This is a genomic window from Streptomyces sp. NBC_00029 (genome assembly GCF_045160505.1).
Lineage (GTDB): Bacteria > Actinomycetota > Actinomycetes > Streptomycetales > Streptomycetaceae > Streptomyces.
In genome coordinates this window covers 1728000-1751513 of sequence record NZ_CP108292.1, presented here as the reverse complement: position 1 = coordinate 1751513, position 23514 = coordinate 1728000, and the positions used below count along the sequence as shown (strand labels likewise).

Genomic DNA, 23514 nt, shown 5'->3' with positions numbered 1-23514 from the left:
CCGCTTCAGGGCAGAGCCCGGTGGGCGCGAACACTCCTCTCCAGCGTACTGAGAACGAGCCGGGCCCGCTCGCCCAAGCGGAAGCTCCGGGATGCGGCTGTTCCGCGCCGGGTGCCTCCCCGGACAACGAAGGCCGCCCGCAGTTCCTCCCGCAGCGACCGCTGGAAGGCTGTCACCAGCGTCTGCCCCACCCATCGGCTGCATGCGCGCCGACAGCACCTTCGTCGCTCCACCCGGTGAAGGATCGCTCTCGCCTTCGGTGAACGGCGCTCACACCTCGTATCCGGTCCGTGAAACCGATACCGGGAATCAGGCAGCGACGAGCTCCTGCTCGCGGTCCGGCGTATCGACCTTGGGCTTCCTGTTCGGCAGCGAGAGGCGGAAGACCTTGCGCCATGCGGAGAACACCTGCTTGGGCAGTGGCCCGGTGACGTACTCCAGCTCGTACTTCTCGAACAGCGCGCGCACCTTCACCGCGACCTCGGCGTACCGGTTGCTCGGCAGGTCCGGGAACAGGTGGTGCTCGATCTGGTGCGACAGGTTGCCGGTCATGAAGTGCATGGCCCTGCTGCCGCTGATGTTCGCCGAGCCCATCATCTGGCGCAGGTACCACTGGCCGCGCGTCTCGCCCTTGATCGACCGGCGCTCGAAGACCTGCACGCCCTCGGGGAAGTGCCCGCACATGATCACCGAGTGGGTCCAGATGTTGCGGACCAGGTTCGCGGTGAACGTGGCGGCGAGCGTGGTGAGGAACGACGGGCCCGACAGCAGCGGGTGGATCACGTAGTCCTTGAGCACCTGCTTGCGGATCTTGCGGCCCACTGCCTTGGCCCGCGCGCGGAACTCCGGGTTCTTGCGGCGGCGCTTGTGCAGGTTCTTGCCGAGCTCCAGGTCGTACGCCGCGATGCCGTACTCGAAGAAGCAGGCGTTGATGAAGTTCCACAGCGGCTGGCCGAGGTGGAACGGGTGCCACCGCTGATCCTCGTCGACGCGCATGATGCCGTAGCCGAGGTCGTTGTCCTTGCCGATCACGTTGGTGTACGTGTGGTGCAGCTCGTTGTGCGAGTGCTTCCACTGATCGGCCGGCGAGACGTGGTCCCACTCCCAGGTGGTGGAATGGATCTTCGGGTCCCGCATCCAGTCCCACTGGCCGTGCAGGATGTTGTGGCCGATCTCCATGTTGTCCATGATCTTCGCCACGGACAGACCGGCGGTGCCGATCAGCCACGCGGGCGGGAAGATCGAGAACAGCAGTACGCCCCTGCTGACCAGCTCGAGCTTGCGCTGCGCCGAGATGACCTTGCGGATGTAGGCGGCGTCCTTCTCGCCGCGGGCGGCGAGCACCTCGTCGCGGATCGCGTCCAGCTCGCGGCCGAGCTCCTCGATCTGCTCCGCGGTCAGGTGGGCGGTGGGGTCGATGGCGGTCAAGGTGTTCCTACCGTTCGATGTCGCAGGGGCCCGCCGCGGCGGACACGCAGGTCTGGATGAGGACGCCCGGCTCGGCCTCGGTGATGTCCCCGGTGCGCAGATCGCGGACGGCGCCCGACTTGAGCGGCGTGACACAGCCGAAGCAGATGCCCATGCGGCACCCGGAGGGCATGAGCACGCCGGCCTCCTCGCCGATGTCCAGCAACGGCGTGCCGCCGTCCGCGTCGACGGTCTTGCCGCTGGCGCTGAACGTGACCTCGCCGCCTTCACCGGCGACGACGATGCCGGAGCGGAAGCGTTCGGTGTGCAGGCGCTCTCGCACGCCGTGCGCGGTCCAGTGCTCCTCGACGGCGTCGAGGAGGCCCGCGGGCCCGCAGGCCCAGGTCTCGCGCTCGGCCCAGTCGGGTACCAGTTCGTCGAGACGGGCGATGTCGAGCACGCCGTCCGTGTCGGTGTGCACCTCGGTGAGCCGCAGCTTCTTGTCCGCGACCATGTCGTGCAGTTCGTTGCGGAAGATCACGTCCTGCGGCTGTGGCGCGCAGTGGACCATGACGACGTCGTCGAGCTCGATGTCACGCAGCATGCCCATCACCGGCGTGATGCCGCTGCCGGCCGTCAGATGGAGCACCTTGGCGGGCTTGGCCTCCGGCAGGACGAAGTCACCGGCCGGCTGGTCGAGCTGTACCAGAGTGCCCGGTTTCGTCCGGTGAACCAGGTGGTTGCTGACCTTGCCGTCCGGGATCGCCTTCACGGTGATCGTGACGCGGCCGTCCTGGCGGTTTGTCGGCGAGGTGATGGAGTAGGCACGCCACAGGCGCACCCCGTCGACGTCGACCCCGATCCGCACGTACTGACCGGCCGTGTGGCCGCGCCAGCCCCGTCCCGGCCGGATCACGATGGTCGCGGCGTCACGCGTCTCGGGGTGCACGGCCTCAATGCGCCCCCGCAGGTCGGCGCCCGCACGCAGCGGGCTGACCAGGTCGAGATAGTCCGACGGCAGCAGCGGCGTCGTGACCATCTCCAGCAGTTTCCACGCCTTGCTGCGGAGGGCTGTACTCGTCATGGGCCCAGCTTGCTGCGTCTCAAGGCGTAAAGTCCTGACCGCAGGACGTGAATCTGATCGGCGTAATTGTTCGCAGGGAATAAGAACGTGAGCCATGTAACCCAGAGGGCCAGCGAACTGGCCTTGGATGAGACGACGGTCACCGCGCTTCGGGCTGCGCTGAAGGCCACCGCCGACGAGGTCGTCCAGGCGATCATCGACGAGGTCCCTTCCTACGCCAACGCCCTTTCCGGCCGTATGGGCGGCACCATCCGCCGAGCCGTCCGCACCGCGCTGGGGCACTACCTGGACCTCGCGAGCGGGAACGCCACAGGCGGCGACGGCGGTGACGCAGCCTACGAGCTGGGCCGCGGCGAGGTGCGCGACGGCCGTTCGATGGACGCCCTGCTCAGCGCCTACCGCGTCGGCGCCCGGGTGGCCTGGCGATGCCTGGCAGCGGGTGCCGTACCCGCAGGTCTGCCCGCCGCCGAGGTCGCCAAGTTCGCCGAGCTGACCTTCGCCTACATCGACGAGCTCTCCGCCGCGAGCGCCGCGGGCCACGCCGACGAACTGGCCGCCCGGGGCCGGGACCACGAGCGCCACCTGGAACACCTGGCCCGCGACCTCCTCGCCGGCGCGAGTCCGGACGTGCTGCTGGCCTCCGTTCAGCGGGCCGGGTGGCAGCCTCCGGCTTCGCTGACCGCCGTCCTGCTGCCCGCCGCCCAGGCCCGGCCCGCCTACCGCGGGCTCGACCCGAGCACGCTCGTCCTCGACGATCTGCCGGACGCCACCGGTGTGCTGCTCGTCCCCGATGCCGACCGATCACATCTCTTGCGGCAGCTGACGGACCGCGCCGCCGTGGTCGGCCCGGCCCGGCCATGGACTCGTGCGTCCGCCTCGTACGCACGAGCAGTACGCGCACGCTCCCTCTCCGCTGATATCCGCGACACCGAGGACCACCTGCCCGAGCTGGTGCTGAGCGCCGACGTGGACGCGTTCGCGGACCTGCGTGCCCGAGCCCTCGCACCGTTGCGGGCCTTGCCTGTCGCGACCGCGCGGCGGCTGGAGGAGACGTTGCGGGCGTGGCTGCTGCACCAGGGCAGACGGGACGAGGTGGCGGCGGCGTTGTTCGTCCATCCCCAGACCGTCCGGTACCGGATGTCGCAGCTGCGGGAGCTGTTTCCGGATCTCGCATCGCCACACCGGGTCCTCGAGCTGATGCTGGCGGTCGGTCTTCGGGTCAGCTGACGCGTACTTCGACCGTCCGCGACCGAGTCCGCGAGACCGCGTCAGCCAGGGCGTGCCACCCGCCCGGTGAGCCGGGCCCGGTCCGCGCCCGGTCCGGAGCAGCCGGTCCGGAGTGCGAGAGGGGCGGGAGGAACCGGGAGGGACAGAAAGAATTGACACCCGTGTCGAGCGGGTCGCGCCGACGGCGCCTGACGGGCGAAACTCCAGGTCAGGCGCCGTCCTTCGAGCCCCTAGAAGAAGCCGAGCCGCTTCGGGGAGTAGGAGACCAGGAGGTTCTTCGTCTGCTGGTAGTGCTCCAGCATCATCTTGTGGGTCTCGCGGCCGATGCCCGACTGCTTGTATCCGCCGAAGGCAGCGTGGGCCGGGTACGCGTGGTAGCAGTTCGTCCAGACCCGGCCCGCCTGGATCGCGCGGCCCGCCCGGTAGGCCGTGTTGATGTCCCGGGTCCAGACTCCCGCGCCCAGGCCGTACGCGGTGTCGTTCGCGATCCGTACGGCGTCGTCGAAGTCCTGGAAGGAGGTCACCGACACCACCGGGCCGAAGATCTCCTCCTGGAAGATCCGCATGCGGTTGTCGCCCTCGAAGACGGTCGGCTGGACATAGAAGCCGCCCGCGAGATCGCCCTCCAGGTGTTGCCGCTCGCCGCCCGTGAGGATCTTCGCGCCCTCCCGCTGCCCGATCTCCACGTAGGACAGGACCTTCCTGAGCTGCTCCTCGGACGCCTGCGCCCCGATCATGGTGTCCGTGTCCAACGGGTGCCCCGGCACGATCAGCTCGGTGCGGGCCACCGCCGCGTCCAGGAAGTCCGCGTACCGGCCCCGCTCGATCAGGGCGCGCGACGGGCTCGTGCACACCTCGCCCTGGTTGAGGGCGAACATCGTGAACCCCTCCAGCGCCTTGTCGCGCAGGTCGTCGTCCTTCGTCCAGATGTCGTCGAAGAAGAGGTTCGGGCTCTTGCCGCCCAGCTCCAGCGTGACCGGCTTCAGGTGCTCGGCCGCGTACTGCATGATCAACCGCCCCGTCGCGGTCTCCCCGGTGAAGGCGATCTTCGCCACCCGCGGGCTGGACGCGAGCGGCTTGCCCGCCTCCTCCCCGAAGCCGTTGACGATGTTGACCACGCCCGGCGGCAGCAGGTCCGCCACCAGGCTCAGCCAGTAGTGGACGGACGCCGGGGTCTGCTCGGCGGGCTTCAGGACCACGGTGTTGCCCGCCGCCAGCGCCGGAGCCAGCTTCCACACCGCCATCAGGATCGGGAAGTTCCACGGGATGATCTGCCCGACCACACCCAGCGGTTCGTGGAAGTGGTAGGCGACGGTGTCGTCGTCCAGCTGGCTCAGCGCGCCCTCCTGCGCGCGCAGTGCTCCCGCGAAGTACCGGAACTGGTCCACGGCCAGGGGCAGGTCGGCCGCCAGGGTCTCCCGTACCGGCTTGCCGTTCTCCCAGGTCTCCGCGACCGCGAGGGCCTCCAGGTTCTGCTCCATCCGGTCCGCGATGCGCAGCAGGACCGACGACCGCTCGGCGACCGGCGTACGCCCCCAGGCGGGCGCGGCCGCGTGGGCCGCGTCCAGGGCCCGCTCCACGTCCTCGGCGGTGCCCCGCGCGACCTCCGTGAAGGCCCGGCCGTTGACGGGGGAGGGGTTCTCGAAGTACCGGCCGCGGGCGGGTGCGACGTACTCGCCGCCGATGAAGTGGTCGTAGCGCGGCGCGTACGACATGAGCGCCCCCTCGGTACCGGGCGCAGCGTAACGGGCCATGACGTCCTCCTCCTGCCGGGCGCCGGCCGCCGTCGGACAGCGCTCGGACGGAGGCTAGGGACGGGCGGGTTGCGGATACGTTGCACGCCGCCGCGCGCGAGGGTCCGGGCGCGCGCCGAGCTCCCGGTCCAGGGCGCGTACGCGGGCCAGCGCGGCCGGCCGGCGCTCCGGCGGCAGGGCCGCCGCCAGAGCCCGCCACGCCTCCGGGTCGTCCGCGCCCCACGGGCTGCACACCCAGTCGGTCAGCAGCCCGGCATCCGCCCGCGCGATCACGGCCGCCCGCGTCTGCTCCTCGATGCGGCGCCGCAACCGCACGATGCCGGGCGCGGTGGAGGCCGGCAGCAGGGGCCCCGGGTAGTGGTGGAGGGCCGCCGACACCGCCCCGGCGGCCAACTGCCGGGTCAGGGCGGTGAAATCCGCGTCCAGAGCGCCGGCCGTGCGGTACGGGCGCGAAAGCGGCGCCGAAGGCCCCAGCACGGCCCGCAGCCGGGAGATCTCGGCGCGCAACGTGACCGGTGACACCGACTCGTCCTCGTAGAGGGCGATCGTCAGCTCCTCGCCCGACAAGCCCTCGGGATGGTGCGCGAGCAGCGCCATGATCTCGCTGTGCCGGCGGCCGAGGCGGACCCTGCGGCCCTCGGTCACCAGCAGCGCCTCGTCCCGGCCGAGGGCGGCGAGACAGTCCCCGGCAGCCGGCAGGCCCGGTTCGAGCAGGGCCAACTGGGCCTCCGCAGCCCGCGCCACCGCCTGTACGAAGGCCAGGGAGTGCGGGTGGGCGAGGCCGTCGCCGCCGGTGATGTCCACCGCGCCCAGCACCCTGCCCGTGCGCGGATCCCGCACCGGGGCCGCCGCGCAGGTCCACGGGTGCACCCGGCGGCTGAAGTGCTCGGCCCCGAAGACCTGCACGGGCTCGCCGGTCGCGACCGCCGTGCCGGGGGCGTTGGTCCCCATCGCCGCCTCCGCCCAGCGCGCGCCCGGGACGAAGCCCAGGCCCTCGGCCCGCCGCAGGGTGCCCGGTTCGCCCTCCACCCACAGCAGGCTGCCCCGCGCGTCGCACACGGCCAGCAGATGCGCCCCGTGCGCGGCGAACGCCCCGACGAGATCCCGGAACAGCGGCATCACCCGGGCCAGCGGATGCTCCTCCCGGTACGGCCGCAGCTCCGCCTCCGCGAGCTCCACCCCGGGCGCGCACTCCGGGCTGAGCCGCGCCCGCGCGCACCTGCGCCAGGACCGCGCGATGACGGCCCGCACGGGATCCTCGACCCGCCCGTCCCGGGTGAACGCCGCGTGGGCCAGACGTAGTTCGCGCGTCCGGGCGGCCGGATCGGCTCCGCCCGGCAGTGCCACCGACGGATCGCCCATGTCACCCTCCCGTGGTGCCGCGGTGCGGAGCGCCCCGGCGCCCCCATCGTCGTCCCGGCACCGGATCCCGGCAAGCCGTACGTCGGCCGGGGAACCCGCGGTACGTCGGCCAGAGGCTACGCCGGCCGACGCGGCCCGATCGGCCTCACGCGGGGCGGGAATCGGCCTCACGCGGCCCGACCGGCCTCACCCCGCGGGATCGGCCTCCAGCGCCGACCCGGGGTCCGGGGCCGAAGGGCCCGACGGGATCCAGCGCCCCGCCTCGCGGTGGTACGGCCACCAGCGGCCCTCCCGCCCCAGCCGGAGCTGGCGGCCGGTGCCCGCCTGCGTCCAGCGGGCGCGGACCCGGCGAAGCACCGGCGCCTCCGCGTCCGCCCAGGCCGATGCCAGGGCCGCCCGGGCGCGGGCCAGCGTGGTCCGGTCCGGCGTCCAGTCGTCCTCCAGCGCCGCGAGGCCCGGGGCCGCGCCGAAGCCCCAGGCGCGTACGGCCAGTTCCATGTCGGCCCGGCTCCGCCCGGTAGCCGCCGCCAGGCGGGAACGGACCCGGAAGTCACCGGCCTCGGCAGCGAGTCGTACGGCGTCTTGCGAGACCGTGAGCGGGGCCGTCGGGGCGCGGTCGGCATGGCCCGGAGCGAGCGCCTCCGCGAGCCGCCGGCAGGCCTCGGTCGCGGCCGCCTGCGCCAGGAACTCCACCGCGTCCACATCGAGGTGCGGTTCCGCCTCGGTCTCGGTGTCCAGCGAGGGCGGCTGGCCCGGCGCCGGCACGAGCGCCGGGAGCGGAGGCAGCGCAGGGCGGACGGCCGCCGTCGCGAAGACCTCCGCCGCCGGAACCCCCTCGTCGGCAAGCTCCCGCGGAACCTCCGCTTCCGCCGTGCTCCGCTCCTCCAGCTCGTCCACCAGCTCCCGCTCGCCCCGGCCCCGCAGCAGGAGCAGCACGAAGGGATCCTGGTCCAGCAGGCGGGCCACCTGATAGCAGAGCGCGGACGTGTGCGGGCAGTGATCCCACTCGCCGCAGTCGCAGCGCGGATCGAGGTCCCCGATGCCCGGCAGCAGCTCCACCCCGGCCGCGGTCGCGTCCTCGGCCAGCTCCGGCGGCACCTCCCGGTCCAGCAGCGCCGCGATGTGTCCGGCCTCGGCCGCGGCCAGACCCAGCAGACGGTCCCACTGCGCCTCGGTGAACTCCTGCACCAGCACGTCCGTCCGGTGCGCAGTCCCGTCCGGATCGCGCACCACCGCGGTGAGCCCGCCGGGGCGCACAGAGACCGCGCCGACCGCGCCCGAACGCGCGTACTTGCGGCCCTGCCCCAGCTGCGTACCGTCGAGCGCGCTGTCCTCCAGCGCGCGCAGCCAGGCATGGCCCCACCAGGTGCGGGCGAAGCCGCGGCCGGGGGCGGGCGGCAGCGCAGGGAAGGTCTTCTCGTACGGGTCTCGGTCCCGGGTGTTCATCGCTCACTCCCCGCGTGCGGTCGGGCGCAGCGCCACGAGTTCGGCCAGTTCGGCATCGGTCAGTTCGGTGAGCGCGCTCTCGCCGCCCGTGAGGACGGCGTCGGCGAGGGCGCGCTTGCGCGCCAGGAGCTGCGCGATGCGGTCCTCGACGGTGCCCTCGGCGGTGATGCGGTGGACCTGGACGGGCTGGGTCTGGCCGATGCGGTAGGCGCGGTCGGTGGCCTGTTCCTCGACGGCCGGGTTCCACCAGCGGTCGAAGTGGATGACGTGCCCGGCCCGGGTGAGGTTCAGGCCGGTGCCGGCCGCCTTCAGGGACAGCAGGAAGACCGGGACCTCACCCGCCTGGAAACGGTCCACGAGCTCCTCGCGGCGCGGCACCGGCGTCCCGCCGTGCAGCAGCTGCGAGGCGATCCCGCGGGCCGCGAGGTGCTTCTCGAGGATCCTGGCCATCGCCACGTACTGGGTGAAGACCAGCACCGAGCCGCCCTCCGCCAGGATCGTGTCGAGGAGTTCGTCGAGGAGCTCCAGCTTGCCGGAGCGGGCTGCGGTGGCGCCGCCACCGGCCTCCTTCGCGCCGCGTTCCGTAGGGCTGTGCTCGCGCAGGTAGTGGGCGGGATGGTTGCAGATCTGTTTGAGGGAGGTCAGCAGCTTGACCACCAGACCGCGCCGCTCCATCCCGTCCGCCTCCGAGATCGCGGCGAGGGTCTCGCGTACGACGGCCTCGTAGAGCGAGGTCTGCTCGCGGCTGAGCGCGACGGTGTGGTCGGTCTCGGTCTTGGGAGGCAGCTCGGGCGCGATGCCGGGGTCGGACTTCTTGCGGCGGAGCAGGAACGGCCGTACGAGCGCCCCCAGCCGGGCGGCGGCCTGGGCGTCACGGCCGCTCTCGACGGGTTCGGCGTAGCGGGTGCGGAAGGTGCCGAGGCGGCCCAGGATCCCGGGCGTGGTCCAGTCGAGGACGGCCCACAGCTCGGACAGGTTGTTCTCGACGGGCGTGCCGGTCAGGGCCACGCGCGCCGCGGCCGGGATGGTGCGCAGGGCCCGGGCGGTGGAGGAACGCGGGTTCTTGACGTGCTGGGCCTCGTCGGCCACGACCATGCCCCAGGCGGTGGCGGCGAGTTCGGGCGCGGCCAGGCGCATGGTGCCGTAGGTGGTGAGGACGAAGCCGCCGGTGAGCCCTGCGAGGCTGCGGCCCGGTCCGTGGAAGCGGCGTACGGGGGTGCCGGGGGCGAACTTCTCGATCTCCCGCTGCCAGTTGCCCAACAGCGAGGCCGGGCACACGACGAGGGTGGCCCCGGCGGTGCCGGTGCCGGTGCCGGTGCCGGGGTCCTCGGGCCGGTTGCGGTGCAGGTGCAGGGCGATGAGGGTGACGGTCTTGCCGAGGCCCATGTCGTCGGCGAGACAGGCGCCGAGACCGAGCGAGGTCATCCGGGCCAGCCAGCGCAGGCCGCGCAGCTGGTAGTCGCGCAGGGTGGCCCGCAGCTCAGGCGGCGCGCCGAGGGCGTCGGCCTCCTGCGGGTCGGCGGTGAGGCGCGCGCGCAGGCCCTCCAGCGGACCGGTGGCCTCTACGTCGACCCGCCTGCCGTCGATCTCCGCCGACCCGGTGAGTACGGCGGCCAGCGCGTCGGCGGCCGCGATCGTACGGTCCTGCCGGGCGCGGGCCCGGCGGGCCTCGGCCGGATCGACCAGGACCCACTGGTCGCGCAGCCGGACCAGGGGGCGCTTCGCCTCGGCGAGGCGGTCGAGTTCGGCGCGGGTGAGATCGCCCTGGTCGCCGAGGGCGTGGCGCCAGCTGAAGGAGAGCAGGGCGCCGGGGGAGAGCAGCCCGGAGGGGAGGGAGCCGTCGGCGGCGCGGCCGGCGCGGCCGGCGCGGCCGGTGCGGTCGGTGCCGGGGCCGCCCGTGCCGGGGCTGCCCGTGTCTTCGGCGGTACGGGCGCCGAGGACGGCCCGGGCGCTCAGGTCGCGCAGGAGCCCCCGCGGCCAGTGCACCTGGACCCCGTCGGCGGCCAGGGCGGCCGCGGCTTCGACGAGCAGCTCCGTGACCTCCTCGTCGGCGAGCTCGACCGAGTCCGGGACGGCCGCGCCCAGCAGCGGGGCCAGCGGGGGCCACAGCCGGGCGGCGCGGCGCAGGGCGCGCAGGGCGTCCAGCCGGGCGCCGGGCGGGAAGGCGGCCGCGGCGGCTCCGGATCCGGCCCACACGTCGGCGGCGTCGGCGACGAGGGCCGCGTCGGCCAGGCTGTGCATCTGGAGGACGGCCCGGAAGGCGGCAGCGGACTCGGTGGGCGCATCGGGGGCCTGCTCCCCCTCGTGGTCGAGGGCACGGTCGAGCTCGATCCGCAGGGAGATCCGCACCCCGGCGTCATGGCAGGCGGCCACCTCCGAGGCCCAGCCGCGCAGTTCGGGGTGGAGGCGCGGCGGGCGGGCGGCGAAGGCGGGCCCGTCGGCGGCGGCCGGGGCGGCGGGGGAGCGGGGGAGGGTGTCGGCGACGGCGTCGAGGAAGGCCCGCAGCAGCGGCTCCGGCGCGGGCAGCCGGGGCGGCATGGCGGCGTTCAGAGGTACGCAGTGGGCGGCGGGCGGCATGGCGGCGGCCAGCTCCCGGATCTCGTCGAGGTCGGCGGCCTCCAGCGGCCCGATCCGCCAGGCGTCGTGGCCGGCGGGGCTGAGGCCGGGAAGGAGCTGCCCGCGCGCGGCGAGGCGCAGGGCGAGCAGGGCGGCGGCGCCCCAGAACGCCGTGCCGGCGGCGACGGGGCCGGCGGCGTCGACGGGGCCGACGGTGGCATCGCTGGGATCGGCCTCGGCTGTGGCCGCGGCGGCCGCCGCCTCGGCTGCGGCGGACCGGGCGCGGGTGAGTAGCGGCAGGGCTTCGTCCACGGACAGGACGAGTGCGACCACGGTGGCCCGACGCAGGTCCGGGGTGATGACCGTGAGCTCCTCGAAACTGCCGGTGCCGGTGTGGGTTCCGGTGGTCCCGGTGTCGGCTCTGTCGGCGGCGCGGGGGTCGGCGCCGCCGGCCGTGCCGTCGGCCGGCCACAGGGCGATGCGGCCGCTGCGGGCCGGCTCGGCGGGAAGAAAGACTGCGGAGTGGTGGATGAGGCCGGAGATCTCGGAGAGCACGCATTCCTCAAACTTGACTACCGGGTACGGGGCGGCCGAGAGTACCCCACCGAGGGCGCCCGGCGACGGGGGCGGGGCCGTGACCCGGGTCACTTCGAAGCCCGTTCGGGTGTCGGGGAACGCGTGGTCGCAGCGGCACGTTGAGTGGGGTAGTGGTCGACGGCAGAAGGAGGTGTCCGCAGATGTCCACGAGCGGAAAGGTCGCGGTTGCCGGAGTCGTGGCAGCCATCGTGTTGTTCTGGACGGTTGGGTTCTGGGCGGGGCTGCTTGTCCTGATCGGCGTGCCGACCGCTGCCTACTTCCTGCTGGACTCCTCCCAGCGGCGTCGCCTGCGGGGTATGTCCAGGAAGCAGATCGGCCGCTGACGGCCGCGCCGACGGTGGGCGCGGTGAGGGCCGTGCCGAGAGCGAGGGCCGTGCCGAGGGCTGGGCGGATCGCGAGGGCTGGGCAGACGTAGGGCCTTTCCGGGCTCCGGCTCCGATGCGGAGCCCGGCAGGCATGGTCGCGGGGCGGGGGTGCCGAGAGCGGCCGCTCAGTGGCGGGGGCGCCGAACGGCGTGGCCCGGCGGAGCCGGCGGGTCAGGCGGCGCCGCTCACGACCGCTGGGACGAGCTCCGGCTCCAGCAGCATCTGGGACGCGTGGTCCACCAGGTGGCGGAGCACGCGCAAGTAGGTCCCGTCGCCGCCCAGTTCGTCCAGAATGCGGTACCCCTCGGCGCGGAACGCGTCGATCTCCGCGCGGTACCGGTCGAGGGCGGCGGGCGTCCGCAGCAGGCTCGCGAGCTCCGACCTGGCCTGATGCGAGCGTCCTGCGGCGTCGCACAGGCCCAGGATGCGCTCCCTCGACACGGGCGAGGCGTCCTCGATGACGGAGGCGAGGAGATAGGTCACCGTGCCGTTGAGCAGATCCTCGTCGCGGCCGGAGAGGATGTCCTCCTGGTCGTTGAAGATCTGCCAGAGGATGCCGAAAACATAGCCGAATTCTCGCCACAGCTCTATCTTCTCGGCCGTTGTGCCCGAGAATATCGCGGCCATTGCGGTGATCATTCCGAACGGTGCGCCGGATTTGCCGCGATACGTCTCGACGACCGATTTCCTGGACGCGCTGCCGATGTCCCCGCGCATGTCGTCGATCTGGCCGTCGACGCCTATGATCCAGCCGTTCAGAATCTCGGTTATCAGCGCACTGCGCGCCGACTCCGGGAGATCCTGCTCCAGGAGGATCTGAATGGGGAGCGCGTTTCCTGTGATGACGGATGCGAGCAGTGCTTCGTTCTCCGTGAGCTCGCCCGAGATGGATGCGCCGTTGGCGTCCGCCAGGTCGTCGAGATAGCAGGCCGAGGTCCACCACAGCAGGTGCACGGCGGACAGTGGGATCGCCGGCTTGGGATTCCCGGTCTCTATCGCGTGGGTGAGCAGCGGCAGCACCGAGAGGGGATGTCTCAGTTTGCGGTGCTCCAAGAGCTTGGCCACCGAGTTCCTGGTCGTGCTCGCCAGCGGGCCGAGTCGCTCCAGCGCGGTTTCGATCTCCGCGTCGATGTCCTGCGAGACTTCCCGGTGCAGGTCCAGGTAGGACATGGAATTCAAGAATGGCCTCCGTCGTGGAATGGCCGCCGGTGCGCGGTGCGCATCCTTTGAGCCGAGTGACTGGCCGATTCGATCATTCCGGAGGAAAGGGATCCAGAGCGATTTTCAGCCTCATTGGCCGGTTCTTTTCGGTCGTGGAGGACTGGAACGATCGATGCCCGAAAATCGGAGATCGTTGTACCGCTCAGGGGTAATCGTGCAGCGAGTCCGTCACCCGCTCCGGGCCCTGCCGTCGGCCCGTTGGCCCGAACTCGTCCGTGTGAGGCTCCAGGTCCGGGATCGGCGGGCCGCCGGTCGCCGGGACCGATGGCCCGCTGCCGACGGCGTCGGGGCCCTCCGCCCGGGCGCCCGCGCCCCGTGTTCATGACGGGCGGACCGCGATGCGGTCGAGGTCCTTCAGCAGGTCGGGCAGGTTCGGATCCCCGTCCTGGGGGACCGTGAGCACCTCGCCGGGCTCCTCGTCCAGCAGGACGAAGGCCGCCTCGCCGGTACGGGCCACCAGGGACCAGCCGGGGCCGTCGACCCGCAGTGTCCGGGCTCCCTCGCCGGCGAACGAGGACCGTATCCGGCCGGGCGGCGGCGCGGTCCTGGTGTACCCCACCGCCTCCTCCAGCGCCCGCGCGAGTCCGGGGTGTGCGGCGGCAGCCGCCCCGCCGTCCGTGGCCACGCGCTCGCGCCAGTCGGCCCACTCCCGCGCGATCTGGTCCGCGCCCATGCGCCGCTGCACCGGACCCCAGGCCTCGGCCGACGGCGGCGCCAGCGGCACCCGCCCCGTGCCGTCCGCGCCCTGCTCCGGATCGTGGGGTTCCGGGATCCCCGACGCCGCCACCGACAGCTCCAGCGGCCAGCCCGCAAGCGAGACCACGATCGTCCGCTCGTCCGGGGACAGGTCGTATTCCATCCCGCAGTCCCAGGAGGCGATGGCCGTCGCGACGAGCGAGACGTCGTCCACGACGACCGTCCAGCGCGCGCCCTCCTCGTCCTGGCCGAGCACCAGCCCGTACCCGTCCCCGCCCGGCGCCACTCCCAGCAGGGAGCAGGCCTCCGGGAAGTCGTCGCCCAGGATGCTGGGGAACTGTGCCGGGGTCAGCAGCACCGCGGTCAGCACATACAGCGAGCCGCCACCCTCGTCGTCGGACACCTGGCCTCCTGGTAGCTCTCTCGTCGGCGCACCTTAACCAGCGGGTAACCCGCGCGTCGAGAGCTTGCGGGCCACGATTTCCAAGGCTGCTACCTGCACGTAGAGTTGGGGACCCGCCACAGAAAGGGACACCCGGTGCAGCGTTACGACCGGCTGAGGGAGATCCTCCGTCTCGACCCCGACAAGGATTTCCTCGCCATCTACCGGCTCACCGCCGCCTACGAGTTCCCCTGGGACTTCGCCCGCGCCCTGGAACTCGCCCTGTTCCGGACATATGCCGTCCCGAGCATCGGTGGCCTGCTGGCCGAGACGGCCGAATTCACCGAGCGGACCCAGAAGCGCTACGACGACACCGCGCTGCTCCTGGACGCGGTAGTCGAGCACGGCTTCGAGAGCGACACCGCACGCACCGCGATCCGCCGTATCAACCAGATGCACCGAAGCTACGACATCTCGAACGAGGACATGCGCTATGTCCTGTGCACTTTCGTGGTGATTCCGGCGCGCTGGCTGGACGCGTACGGCTGGCGTCCGCTGACCCACCACGAGCGACGGGCTTGCGCGAACTACTACGCCACTCTCGGCCGCCATCTGGGCATCACGGACATCCCGGGCTCCTACGAGGAGTTCGAAGCCACGCTGGAGGCCTACGAAGAGGACCATTTCGCCTGGGACGAAGGCGCCCGCAAGGTCGCCGACTCCACCCTCGACCTCATGGCCTCCTGGTACCCGGCGCCGCTCGCCCCCGCCGTGCGGCGCGCGAGCCTCGCCCTCCTCGACGAGTCGCTGCTGGGCGCCTTCCGGTTCGAGTCCCCGCGCCCCCGGGTCCGGCGGCTGGTCCAGGGGGCCCTGTGGCTGCGCGGCCGCGCGGTGCGGCTGCTGCCCCCGCGCCGGGACCCGCACTTCGCCCGCCAGAACCCCGAGATCAAGGGCTACCCGGACGGCTATGACGTGGGCGAGCTCGGCACGTTCCCCGTGCCCGGCTCGGGCGGCTGCCCCGTGCCGCATCCCCGCCGGCCCGCCGGAGCCGAGGCCCAGCCTCCGGCCTGATCCCGGGCACCTCCGCGGATCCCGGGCGCGTGGCCGACGTACGGGCGTATGTCACGCGTGGCGGACGGCCAGCACCAGGAAACGGTCGTCCTCGTCGGCGTACGAGGTCATGTCCCAGCCCGAACCGGTCAGCAGCGGGCCGAGGTTGTGCTCGGCCCGCATGTCCTTGGGGGTCAGCTCGCGGCCGTGGCGCGCGGCCAGGGCCACTCGCCCGATCGGGTGGAAAAGTGCGAGCCGGCCGCCGGGGCGGACCACCCGGGCGAGCTCGCTCAGGTTCGCCCCCGGGTCGGGCAGGTGGGCGATGAGTCCGGCGGCGAACACCCCGTCGAGCGCCGCATCGCGCAGCGGCAGCCGGGCCACGTCGGCGAGCAGCAGGGCGCCCTCGGCGTCCCGCCCGGCCCGCCGCGCGGCGGCCAGCATCTGCGGGGTGAGGTCAGCGCCGAGCACGATCCCGGCGGGTCCGACGGCGGCCCGCAGCGCGGTCATGGCCCGCCCGGTGCCGCAGCCCGCGTCGAGCACACGGTCCCCGGGCCGCAGTCCGAACTCGGCCACGGCGGTGGCGAAGGCGGGCCCGTCCCCGGGGAACTTGCGGTCCCAGTCGGCCGCGCGCGCCCCGAAGAACTCCTGCACGTGTGTGTGGTCTTCGCTCATGCGCCCATGATCCCCCACGGGCGCCCGCACGCGTGCCTGCGGACGGTGCGCAAGCTGGTACGTGGTGTGATCGGAGTTGAACGTAGCTCTGTCATATTCCAGCAGTTCCAGCTGGTTTCGAAATGCGCCCCCTGTTCGCGCCCTCACCCGGACTAGCGTCCCGTGGCCATGGGACACCTGGGACATCTGGACCATGCCGCCTATGGGTGGCTGACACCCGCGCTGTCATATGTGATGGCATCGATCGGCGCCGCCCTCGGGCTGCGCTGCACCGTCCGTGCGCTCGCCACGACCGGAGCCTCCCGCCGCAACTGGCTCCTCACCGCGGCCTCGGCCATCGGCACCGGCATCTGGACCATGCACTTCGTCGCGATGCTCGGCTTCGAGGCCACGGGCACCGAGATCCACTACAACGTGCCGCTCACGATCCTCAGCCTGCTCGTCGCCATGCTGGTCGTCGGCGCCGGGGTCTTCGCCGTCGGCCACGGCAAGGACCGCAACCGGTCCCTCGTACTGGGCGGCCTCACCACCGGGCTCGGCGTCGCCAGCATGCACTACCTGGGCATGGCGGCCCTCCGGCTGCACGGCGAGGTCTCGTACGACCCGCTCACCGTCGGCCTCTCCGTCGCCATCGCCGTGTTCGCGGCGACCGCCGCGCTGTGGGCCGCGCTCAACATCAAGTCGCCGGTTGCGGTCGCCGTCGCCTCGCTCGTCATGGGCGCCGCCGTCAGCAGCATGCACTACACGGGGATGATGGCCGTCGCCGTGAGGGTCAGCCCCTCGGACGCGGTCCTGCCCGGTGCCACGGCCATGCAGTTCATCTTCCCGCTCGCCGTGGGGCTGGGCTCGTACCTGTTCATCACCGCCGCCTTCGTCGCGCTCTCCCCCACCGTCGGCGAGCGCGGCGCCGGCGCTGCCGCCCGTCACCCGGGGGAGGCCACGGTGAGCGCCCACTGACCGCCCAGCGACCCCGCCCGCTGACCGCCCAGCGACCTGCCCACTGATCGCCCACCGACCGGCGCGGACCCGCGGCACCGCACCGCCGCGACCCCCACGCAGCGTCCCGCGTCCCCGCACCTGAGCGTCCCCACGTCCACTGCACCGCACCCCCACCGCACCCCCACCCCACCGCACCCGTAGGCACCGCCCCGGAACGAGGAGCCCATGCGAACACCCCGCAGAAAACCGGAAGCAGCGGCGCCGCGGCTGCCCGCGCCCCCGGCACGCGGCCGCCGGGCCCACGCCGGGCCGCCGGCCGAGGAACCGGCGGAGCTGCGGACCCATCAGCCTCACCAGGCCCACCAGCCGCACCCGGCCGCCGTACGCGAGAGCAGGCCCCGCATGCGGTTGCGGCTGCGCCCCGCAACCGTCCGCGCGAAGATCGTCTCGCTGCTGATGGTCCCGGTCGTCTCGCTGCTCGCCCTCTGGGCCTTCGCCACCGTCAACACCGCCCAGGACATGGCCCGCCTGGGCCGAGCCCACCGGGTCGACACCGAGATACGCACCCCCGTCGCCGCCGCGGTCACCGAGCTCCAGGCCGAACGGCGCGCCGCCGTACGCCTCCTCGCCGACCCCGCCGCCGATCAGGGAGCCCTGGAACAGCAGACCCTCCGCACCGACGCCGCCGTCCAGCGGCTGCGGCTCGGCGACCGCCACACCGTCGCCGACTCCGGCGACTACCGCTCCGACATCGTCGTCCGGCTGGAGGCCTTCGTCGCCGCCGCCGAAAACCTGGACTCGTCCCGCAAGGACATCACCGACCGCCGCGCATCCCCCGAGGCGGCCTACGCGATATACACCCGCGTGGTCGACTCCGCCTTCGCCGTCAGCGGCGCCCTGACCGGCGGGGACAAGGCCGAACTCGGTCCCGACGCCCGGGTCCTGCTCGAATTCGGCCGCGCCGCGGAGCTGCTGTCCCGGGAGGACGCGTTGCTCGCCGTCCCGGGCCCGCGTACCGCCGAAACGCTTCGGCAGCTGACCGGCGCGATCGAGTCCCGCCGCGCGCTCACCGATTCCGCGGCCGGCGACCTGCCCGCCGACCAGCAGGCCGCCTGGCAGTCCGCCGCCAAGAGCGCCGCCTACGCCGACCTCACCTCCGCCGAGGACCGGGCGCTGGCCGCCGGCACCGCCAAGGAGAGCCGCGGGGCGCCCGCCGGCTGGGAGGCCGCCCACCACGGCATCGCCTCGGCGATGCGGGAGATCGAGACGGCCGCGCAGGACGCTGCCGCCGACCGGGCCGACCCCTTCACCGAGGGTGCGCTCAGCCCGGCGGGTGCCGCCGTACTGCTGGGCCTGATGGCCGTCGCCGCCTCCCTCGTCATCTCGGTCCGCATCGGCCGGGTCCTGGTCGTCGAACTCGTCTCGCTGCGCAACACCGCCCTGGAGATCGCCCACCGCAAACTGCCGCAGGCGATGGAACGGCTGCGCGCCGGCCAGGAGATCGACGTCGCCGCCGAGACCCCGCCCGGGCCGCCGGCCGACGACGAGATCACCCAGGTCGGCGAGGCGCTCGGCACCGTCCACCGGGCCGCGCTCAGCGCCGCCGTCGAGCGGGCGGAGCTCGCGAGCGGCGTCTCCGGCGTCTTCGTCAACCTCGCCCGCCGCAGTCAGGTCCTCGTGCACAAGCAGCTCACCCTGCTCGACTCGATGGAGCGGCGCGCCGACGACCCGAACGAGCTCGGCGACCTCTTCCGCCTCGACCACCTCACCACCCGGATGCGCCGCCACGCGGAAAGCCTGATCATCCTGTCGGGCGCCACCCCGGGCCGGGCCTGGCGGATGCCGGTCCCGCTCACGAACGTCGTGCGGGCCGCCGTCTCCGAGATCGAGGACTACCCGCGGATCGAGGTCCGTCAGCTCGCCGAGGCCGCCGTGGTCGGGGGCGCCGTCGCCGACCTCACCCACCTGCTCGCCGAACTCATCGAGAACGCGGCCCAGTTCTCCCCGCCGCACACCAAGGTCCGGGTCAGCGGTGAACCCGTCGGCGCCGGCTACGTCCTGGAGGTCGAGGACCGCGGTCTCGGCATGGGCCCCGACACCCTGAACGTCGCGAACCGGCGCATCGAGCAGTCCGAGTCCCTCGACCTCTTCGACAGCGACCGGCTCGGGCTCTTCGTGGTGAGCCGCCTCTCGGCCCGCCACGGAGTGAAGGTGCACCTGCGCACCTCGCCCTACGGCGGCACCACCGCGGTGGTGCTCCTGCCGAACTCCATGCTCCAGGGCGCGATCACGTCCGGCGCCGCCACCCCGGCCCCCGCCGCCAGCGGGGCCCACGAAGCGGACCGGGTAGCCTCCCGCCCGCAGCCGCAGCCACCGGTTTCGGCTCCGGCCGTGTCCTCGGTGCCGAGGGCCGTCAGGAGGGCCGAGCAGCCCACCGGCATGACCGTCGTACGGGAGGACGCGCCGGGTGTCCCGGGTCAGGGCGCGAGTCCTGCCACCGGTCCTGGCTCCGGCCCCGGCTCTGCCACTGGCCCCGGGCCCGGCCCCGGCCCTGCCCCCGAGCCGAAGCCGGGCCAGGGGCCGAAGCCGGAGTCGACCCCGCAGTCGCCCCCGGCCGTGCCGCCGGCCCAGGCTCCCGGACGCGAGCAGCCGCACCCGGCCCCGGTGGCGTCGCTGCGGCCGCGTGGCCCCGGCGGCGCGGGAACCCGTACCCAGCCGGCCGCTGCGTCCCCGGCCTCGGTGACGGAACTGCCGCGCCGGGTGCGCCAGGCCAGCCTCGTCCCCCAGCTCCGGGAGGCCCCCGCCCCCAAGCCCCCGGCCGGTTCCCGCCTCCCCGAGGAGCCGCCGGGCCGCAGCCCGGAGCAGGCCCGGGACCGGATGGCTGCCTACCGGGCCGGCTGGGTCCGCGGCGCCCAGGAGAACTCCCCCCACGCAGGCAGCGAAGGAGAAGTGTGATGATCGAACACCAAAGAGTCGGCCTCGACGGCGGCCGCAGGTCCGGCGAACTGGACTGGCTGCTCGACGACCTGGTGCACCGGGTCCGCGAGGTCCGGCACGCCGTGGTCCTCTCCAACGACGGCTTGGCGGTCGGCGCCTCCAGCGCGCTCAGCCGGGAGGACGCCGAGCACCTGGCGGCGGTGGCCTCCGGCTTCCACAGCCTGGCCAAGGGCGCGGGCCGGCACTTCCACGCCGGGGGCGTGCGCCAGACGATGGTCGAGATGGACGAGGGCTGCCTCATCGTCGCGGCCGCGGGCGACGGCTCCTGCCTGGCCGTGCTCAGCGCCGCCAGCGCCGACATCGGCCTGATCGCCTACGAGATGGCGCGGCTGGTGAAGCGGGTCGGCGAGCACCTCTACACGCCGCCCCGGTTCGCGGCGCGCCCGCCGGCCGCCGGCTGAGGGCGGCGGTCCGGCACATGGATGGCCAGTGGTACGACGCCGAAGCGGGCCCGCTCGTCCGTCCGTACGCCATGACCGGCGGGCGGACGAAGCCGGGACCCCACGGGGTCCGCTTCGACCTGATCGCGCTGGTCGCGGTCGACCCGGCGGGCACGGACGAGACGGCCGAGTCCCTGCTGGGCCCCGAACACCGGGCGCTGCTGGGACTCTGCCGGTCCGAGACCCAGTCGGTGGCCGAACTCTCCGCGGACGCCGACCTGCCCGTGGGGGTGGTGCGGGTGCTCCTCGGGGACCTGCTGGAGGGCGGACACGTCAAGGTCAGCCGGCCCGTGCCGCCCGCACAACTGCCGGACGAGCGGATTCTGCGTGAAGTCATCGAGGGATTGCGAGCGCTTTGATGGGACAGCATGACGACCGGCCTGTGGGATCGGCTCCGGACGCGGATCCCGGTCCGGGGGAGGACCCCGAACTGGCCGCGCTCGCACTGAAGATCCTGGTGGCGGGCGGCTTCGGGGTGGGCAAGACCACGCTGGTGGGCGCGGTGAGCGAGATCCGTCCGCTGCGGACGGAGGAAGTGCTGAGCGAGGCGGGCGAACTGGTCGACGACACGGGCGGCGTGGACCAGAAGACGACCACCACGGTGGCCATGGACTTCGGCCGGATCACCATTCGCTCGGGGTTGTCCCTGTACCTCTTCGGCACCCCGGGACAGGACCGTTTCTGGTTCCTGTGGGACGAGCTGTCGCAGGGAGCGCTGGGCGCGGTCGTCCTCGCCGACACGCGGCGGCTGGAGGACTGCTTTCCCGCGGTGGACTACTTCGAGCACCGGCGCATCCCCTTCGTGGTCGCGGTCAACTGCTTCACGGACGCGCGGCGGTACGGGGCGCACGACGTGTCGAGGGCACTGGACCTGGAGCAGGGGACCCCGGTGGTGCTGTGTGACGCGCGAGACCGGGATTCGGGGAAGGAAGTGCTGATCAGACTGGTCGAGTACGCCGGGCGGGTGCACACGGCCCGGCTGCTGGACTTGGTGGAGCCGCAGGCCGATTCCGTGTGAACCGGCCCGGCGGCCCGGCCGGTGAGCGGGTGGGGTCGGTCAGTCCGCGATGCCGGCGTGCGCGATGACCTTGTCGATCGGGACCCTGACGAGGAGTTCGGTCGGGACGGCGTTGCGGCGGCCGAAGGATTCGCCGCGCTCCTGGCCCATGTAGCGGCTGCCGATCCGGGTCGCCCAGGTGAGCATGGCCTCGGCGTCGTCGTCGTACCCGCTGATCTCGGCGCGGCCCTGGAGGACCACGAAGGAGAACGGGGGCCGGTCGTCGTCCACGCAGAGGGCGACCCGGCCGTCGCGCACGAGGTTGCGCCCCTTGACGGTGTCCTTTCCGGTATTGAAAACGAAGGAGTCGCCGTCGAGCACGAACCAGATGGGAGCGATGTGCGGGCTCCCGTCCTCGGAGACGGTGGACAGCTTTCCGGTGCGGGTGGAGTGGGAGACGAATGCCCGCCATTCCTCTTGAGTCATCTTCTTCGCCATGGGGACATCCTCCTTGCCCGAAAGGCACTGGTGGGGAAGGCTTGCGGCACGAGTACGAGGGGTGGGGCGCGGCCATCCGGCCGGCGTCGACGGGGAGGGGCTGGGAATGGCACTGGACAAGCAACTGGACTGGCTGCTGGACGACCTGACGCGCAGGGTCCAGCAGGTGCGGCACGCGGTGGTGCTGTCCAACGACGGCCTGGTCACGGGGGCGAGCGCGGGGCTGGCGCGGGAGGACGCGGAGCACCTGGCGGCCGTCGCGGCCGGCCTGCAGAGCCTTGCGAAGGGGTCCGGCCGGCACTTCCGGGCCGGTGAGGTGCGCCAGACGATGGTCGAGTACGACGAGGGAGTGCTCTTCGTGATGGCGGCGGGCGCGGGGAGCAGCCTGTGCGTGCTGAGCGCCGCCGAGGCGGACATCGGCCAGGTCGCGTACGAGATGACGCTGCTGGTCAACCGGGTGGGCGAGCACCTGGGAGTCGCGGAGCGACGCATCACCGGAGGCTGACCCGGGCCCGGCCGGGTCGGGCGGGTCGGGCCGTGTCGGGGGCTGCCGGGGAGTTGTCCACAGGCCTCGCGGCATGTCGTTGCAGGGAGTTACGGTCTTCACACAGAGTAATCACCGCTTTGTGGGGGATGACCGTGATGATGCAGATGGGGACCGCGGTGCGCGGCGAAGTGGCCGACGGCGCTGCGGAGGTACTGATGGGCGGCGGCCAGGCCGCCGGTGAACTGGGGCTGAGCCGCAGCGAGTTCGCCAGGGCCGTCCAGCTGGGGATCGTACGGGCGGGGCCGCGGACGCTCGGGGGCGCCGCGCGCTACGCGCGCGCCGAGCTGGATCGGGTCAGGTCGGCTGCGGGACCTCCGGATGCGCTGCGCGAGCAGGTCGAAACCGTGGCCGGGGCGGAGGCCGCGGCCGGGGTGGTGGGGGTCGGCCCGAGCCGGTTCACGCGGCTCGCGCGCTGCGGGCACGTGACCCCGGTCGGCTACCGGATCAACCGGTACCGGGCCGTGGTGTGGCTCTACCTGTCCGTGGAGCTGCGGAGCTTCGCCTCGCGGGAGCCGGGAATGCTCCGCGGGATCGCGCCGTCGGCCGACAGGGAACTGATGGCGGCCAAGGCCGATCTGCGCCCGCGCAAGTGGCGCGGGCGGCATGTCGGGCTGCTGCTGAGACGAGCCGCCGACCCCTGGGAGCGTGCCGCCGTGCTGGCCTCCGTACTCCCCGAGGACGAGCTGCGGCAGGCCGTGCCCGACCCGGCGGAGCGGATCGTCCTTGCGGCCCTCGCCCCGCCCCCGCCCTACGGGCACCCGCAGGTTCCGGCGGCCGCGGCGGTGGCGCTGGGGCTGCTGACGGCCGGGCCGCCGGACGAGATCCACTGGTACCGCACCAGCCTCGACTTCGCCCTGACGGGAGCGCGGGGTCAGTCGAAGTCGACGGGGGAGAGGGGGCCGACGTAGACCCAGGCCCCGGCCTCGCGGGAGAAGCTGCTGTGCTCGTGCAGCGAGCCGGTGTGCCCGCCCTCGCGGTAGTGGGCGCGGAACTCCACCGAGCCCTCCGTCTCGAACATCCCGCCGCGCTCGGTGGCGAGGATCTCCAGCCGCTCCCAGCGCTGCTCGGGATCCAGGTCGAGGCGGTCCGGACGGGTGGTGGGATGCCAGGAACGCAGCAGGTAGGCGGTGTCGCCGACGGCGAAAGCGCTGAACCGGGAGCGCATCAGCCGCTCGGCGGTGGGCGCCGCCCCGGCTCCGGAGTGGAAGCGGCCGCAGCACTCCGGGTAGGTGGCGGGCAGCCCGCAGGGGCAGGGCAGGGCGGGGGTGGGCATGGGT

The 23514-nt window shown here is 73.0% G+C and carries 21 protein-coding genes; 10 read left to right on the top strand and 11 right to left on the bottom strand.

The genetic code is table 11. From position 1 onward, the window contains the following. Positions 1-309 precede the first annotated feature (309 nt). The gene (locus OG753_RS08600; RefSeq protein WP_405787940.1) at positions 310-1428 is read right to left on the bottom strand and encodes a fatty acid desaturase family protein; all 1119 of its coding nucleotides are present in this window, start codon (positions 1426-1428) and stop codon (positions 310-312) included. A gap of 7 nt (positions 1429-1435) precedes the next feature. Beyond that, positions 1436-2491, bottom strand: coding sequence for a ferredoxin reductase (locus tag OG753_RS08595; protein WP_405787938.1), 1056 nt, complete (start codon positions 2489-2491; stop codon positions 1436-1438). A gap of 87 nt (positions 2492-2578) precedes the next feature. On the opposite strand from OG753_RS08595, the gene OG753_RS08590 reads away from it, so the two are divergent. Continuing rightward, complete coding sequence (locus OG753_RS08590) at positions 2579-3718, top strand: helix-turn-helix domain-containing protein (RefSeq protein ID WP_327261207.1); 1140 nt, start codon at positions 2579-2581, stop codon at positions 3716-3718. 230 nt (positions 3719-3948) lie between these two features. Here OG753_RS08590 and OG753_RS08585 read toward each other — a convergent pair whose 3' ends face one another. The 4 genes from OG753_RS08585 to OG753_RS08570 all read right to left on the bottom strand — a co-directional run bounded on the left by OG753_RS08585 (position 3949) and on the right by OG753_RS08570 (position 11391). Then, a complete protein-coding gene (locus OG753_RS08585; protein WP_405787937.1) occupies positions 3949-5472 on the bottom strand; it encodes an aldehyde dehydrogenase family protein in 1524 nt (507 codons plus the stop codon). 54 nt (positions 5473-5526) lie between these two features. After that, entirely contained in the window at positions 5527-6834 is a 1308-nt protein-coding gene (locus OG753_RS08580) for a GAF domain-containing protein (RefSeq protein WP_405787935.1), read from the bottom strand. A 186-nt stretch (positions 6835-7020) separates the two neighbouring features. Continuing rightward, complete coding sequence (locus OG753_RS08575; RefSeq protein WP_405787933.1) at positions 7021-8280, bottom strand: SWF or SNF family helicase; 1260 nt, start codon at positions 8278-8280, stop codon at positions 7021-7023. A 3-nt stretch (positions 8281-8283) separates the two neighbouring features. Beyond that, on the bottom strand, positions 8284-11391 hold the full coding sequence (locus OG753_RS08570) for a DEAD/DEAH box helicase (RefSeq protein WP_405787932.1): 3108 nt from the start codon (positions 11389-11391) through the stop codon (positions 8284-8286). A gap of 182 nt (positions 11392-11573) precedes the next feature. Here OG753_RS08570 and OG753_RS08565 point away from each other — a divergent pair, with 182 nt between their 5' ends. Beyond that, positions 11574-11756, top strand: coding sequence for a hypothetical protein (locus OG753_RS08565; protein WP_327261202.1), 183 nt, complete (start codon positions 11574-11576; stop codon positions 11754-11756). A gap of 213 nt (positions 11757-11969) precedes the next feature. Here OG753_RS08565 and OG753_RS08560 read toward each other — a convergent pair whose 3' ends face one another. After that, complete coding sequence (locus OG753_RS08560) at positions 11970-12968, bottom strand: polyprenyl synthetase family protein (RefSeq protein ID WP_405787930.1); 999 nt, start codon at positions 12966-12968, stop codon at positions 11970-11972. Positions 12969-13338: 370 nt separating this feature from the next. Beyond that, a complete protein-coding gene (locus tag OG753_RS08555; RefSeq protein WP_405787929.1) occupies positions 13339-14118 on the bottom strand; it encodes a hypothetical protein in 780 nt (259 codons plus the stop codon). A gap of 135 nt (positions 14119-14253) precedes the next feature. Between OG753_RS08555 and OG753_RS08550 the strand changes: the two genes are divergently transcribed. Next, positions 14254-15168, top strand: a complete 915-nt coding sequence (locus tag OG753_RS08550; RefSeq protein WP_405787928.1) for an oxygenase MpaB family protein — start codon at positions 14254-14256, stop codon at positions 15166-15168. Positions 15169-15219: 51 nt separating this feature from the next. Here OG753_RS08550 and OG753_RS08545 read toward each other — a convergent pair whose 3' ends face one another. Then, the gene (locus OG753_RS08545; protein ID WP_327261198.1) at positions 15220-15819 is read right to left on the bottom strand and encodes a methyltransferase domain-containing protein; all 600 of its coding nucleotides are present in this window, start codon (positions 15817-15819) and stop codon (positions 15220-15222) included. Between the two features lie 177 nt (positions 15820-15996). Between OG753_RS08545 and OG753_RS08540 the strand changes: the two genes are divergently transcribed. The 5 genes from OG753_RS08540 to OG753_RS08520 all read left to right on the top strand — a co-directional run bounded on the left by OG753_RS08540 (position 15997) and on the right by OG753_RS08520 (position 21213). After that, positions 15997-16776: an MHYT domain-containing protein gene (locus OG753_RS08540; RefSeq protein ID WP_405792577.1), complete on the top strand. Its 780-nt coding sequence runs from the start codon at positions 15997-15999 to the stop codon at positions 16774-16776. A gap of 207 nt (positions 16777-16983) precedes the next feature. Next, on the top strand, positions 16984-19713 hold the full coding sequence (locus tag OG753_RS08535) for a nitrate- and nitrite sensing domain-containing protein (RefSeq protein WP_405787926.1): 2730 nt from the start codon (positions 16984-16986) through the stop codon (positions 19711-19713). Then, positions 19713-20156, top strand: coding sequence for a roadblock/LC7 domain-containing protein (locus OG753_RS08530; RefSeq protein WP_327261196.1), 444 nt, complete (start codon positions 19713-19715; stop codon positions 20154-20156). The genes OG753_RS08535 and OG753_RS08530 overlap by 1 nt, the downstream gene beginning before the upstream one ends. A 17-nt stretch (positions 20157-20173) precedes the next feature. After that, a complete protein-coding gene (locus OG753_RS08525; RefSeq protein WP_327261195.1) occupies positions 20174-20554 on the top strand; it encodes a DUF742 domain-containing protein in 381 nt (126 codons plus the stop codon). Then, entirely contained in the window at positions 20551-21213 is a 663-nt protein-coding gene (locus OG753_RS08520) for a GTP-binding protein (RefSeq protein ID WP_405787924.1), read from the top strand. Before OG753_RS08525 ends, OG753_RS08520 begins: the two co-directional genes overlap by 4 nt. A 39-nt stretch (positions 21214-21252) precedes the next feature. On the opposite strand, the gene OG753_RS08515 is transcribed toward OG753_RS08520, so the two are convergent. After that, positions 21253-21690: a PPOX class F420-dependent oxidoreductase gene (locus OG753_RS08515; RefSeq protein ID WP_327261193.1), complete on the bottom strand. Its 438-nt coding sequence runs from the start codon at positions 21688-21690 to the stop codon at positions 21253-21255. 106 nt (positions 21691-21796) lie between these two features. Here OG753_RS08515 and OG753_RS08510 point away from each other — a divergent pair, with 106 nt between their 5' ends. Continuing rightward, positions 21797-22195, top strand: coding sequence for a roadblock/LC7 domain-containing protein (locus OG753_RS08510; protein ID WP_030384197.1), 399 nt, complete (start codon positions 21797-21799; stop codon positions 22193-22195). 137 nt (positions 22196-22332) lie between these two features. Continuing rightward, positions 22333-23145 (top strand): DUF6397 family protein, encoded by an 813-nt coding sequence (locus OG753_RS08505; RefSeq protein WP_405787922.1) that lies wholly within the window; start codon positions 22333-22335, stop codon positions 23143-23145. Here the strand turns inward: OG753_RS08505 and OG753_RS08500 are convergent. Then, complete coding sequence (locus tag OG753_RS08500) at positions 23109-23510, bottom strand: YchJ family metal-binding protein (protein ID WP_327261191.1); 402 nt, start codon at positions 23508-23510, stop codon at positions 23109-23111. The two genes, OG753_RS08505 and OG753_RS08500, sit on opposite strands and share 37 nt — an antisense overlap. Positions 23511-23514 lie beyond the last annotated feature (4 nt).

Coding starts and splice junctions, on each gene's coding strand:
- OG753_RS08535 (WP_405787926.1), top strand. CDS start 16,984: ATGCGAACACCCCGCAGAAAACCGGAAGCAGCGGCGCCGCGGCTGCCC.
- OG753_RS08595 (WP_405787938.1), bottom strand. CDS start 2,491: ATGACGAGTACAGCCCTCCGCAGCAAGGCGTGGAAACTGCTGGAGATG.
- OG753_RS08505 (WP_405787922.1), top strand. CDS start 22,333: ATGATGCAGATGGGGACCGCGGTGCGCGGCGAAGTGGCCGACGGCGCT.
- OG753_RS08565 (WP_327261202.1), top strand. CDS start 11,574: ATGTCCACGAGCGGAAAGGTCGCGGTTGCCGGAGTCGTGGCAGCCATC.
- OG753_RS08575 (WP_405787933.1), bottom strand. CDS start 8,280: ATGAACACCCGGGACCGAGACCCGTACGAGAAGACCTTCCCTGCGCTG.
- OG753_RS08545 (WP_327261198.1), bottom strand. CDS start 15,819: ATGAGCGAAGACCACACACACGTGCAGGAGTTCTTCGGGGCGCGCGCG.
- OG753_RS08580 (WP_405787935.1), bottom strand. CDS start 6,834: ATGGGCGATCCGTCGGTGGCACTGCCGGGCGGAGCCGATCCGGCCGCC.
- OG753_RS08515 (WP_327261193.1), bottom strand. CDS start 21,690: ATGGCGAAGAAGATGACTCAAGAGGAATGGCGGGCATTCGTCTCCCAC.
- OG753_RS08510 (WP_030384197.1), top strand. CDS start 21,797: ATGGCACTGGACAAGCAACTGGACTGGCTGCTGGACGACCTGACGCGC.
- OG753_RS08530 (WP_327261196.1), top strand. CDS start 19,713: ATGATCGAACACCAAAGAGTCGGCCTCGACGGCGGCCGCAGGTCCGGC.
- OG753_RS08585 (WP_405787937.1), bottom strand. CDS start 5,472: ATGGCCCGTTACGCTGCGCCCGGTACCGAGGGGGCGCTCATGTCGTAC.
- OG753_RS08525 (WP_327261195.1), top strand. CDS start 20,174: ATGGATGGCCAGTGGTACGACGCCGAAGCGGGCCCGCTCGTCCGTCCG.
- OG753_RS08500 (WP_327261191.1), bottom strand. CDS start 23,510: ATGCCCACCCCCGCCCTGCCCTGCCCCTGCGGGCTGCCCGCCACCTAC.
- OG753_RS08560 (WP_405787930.1), bottom strand. CDS start 12,968: ATGTCCTACCTGGACCTGCACCGGGAAGTCTCGCAGGACATCGACGCG.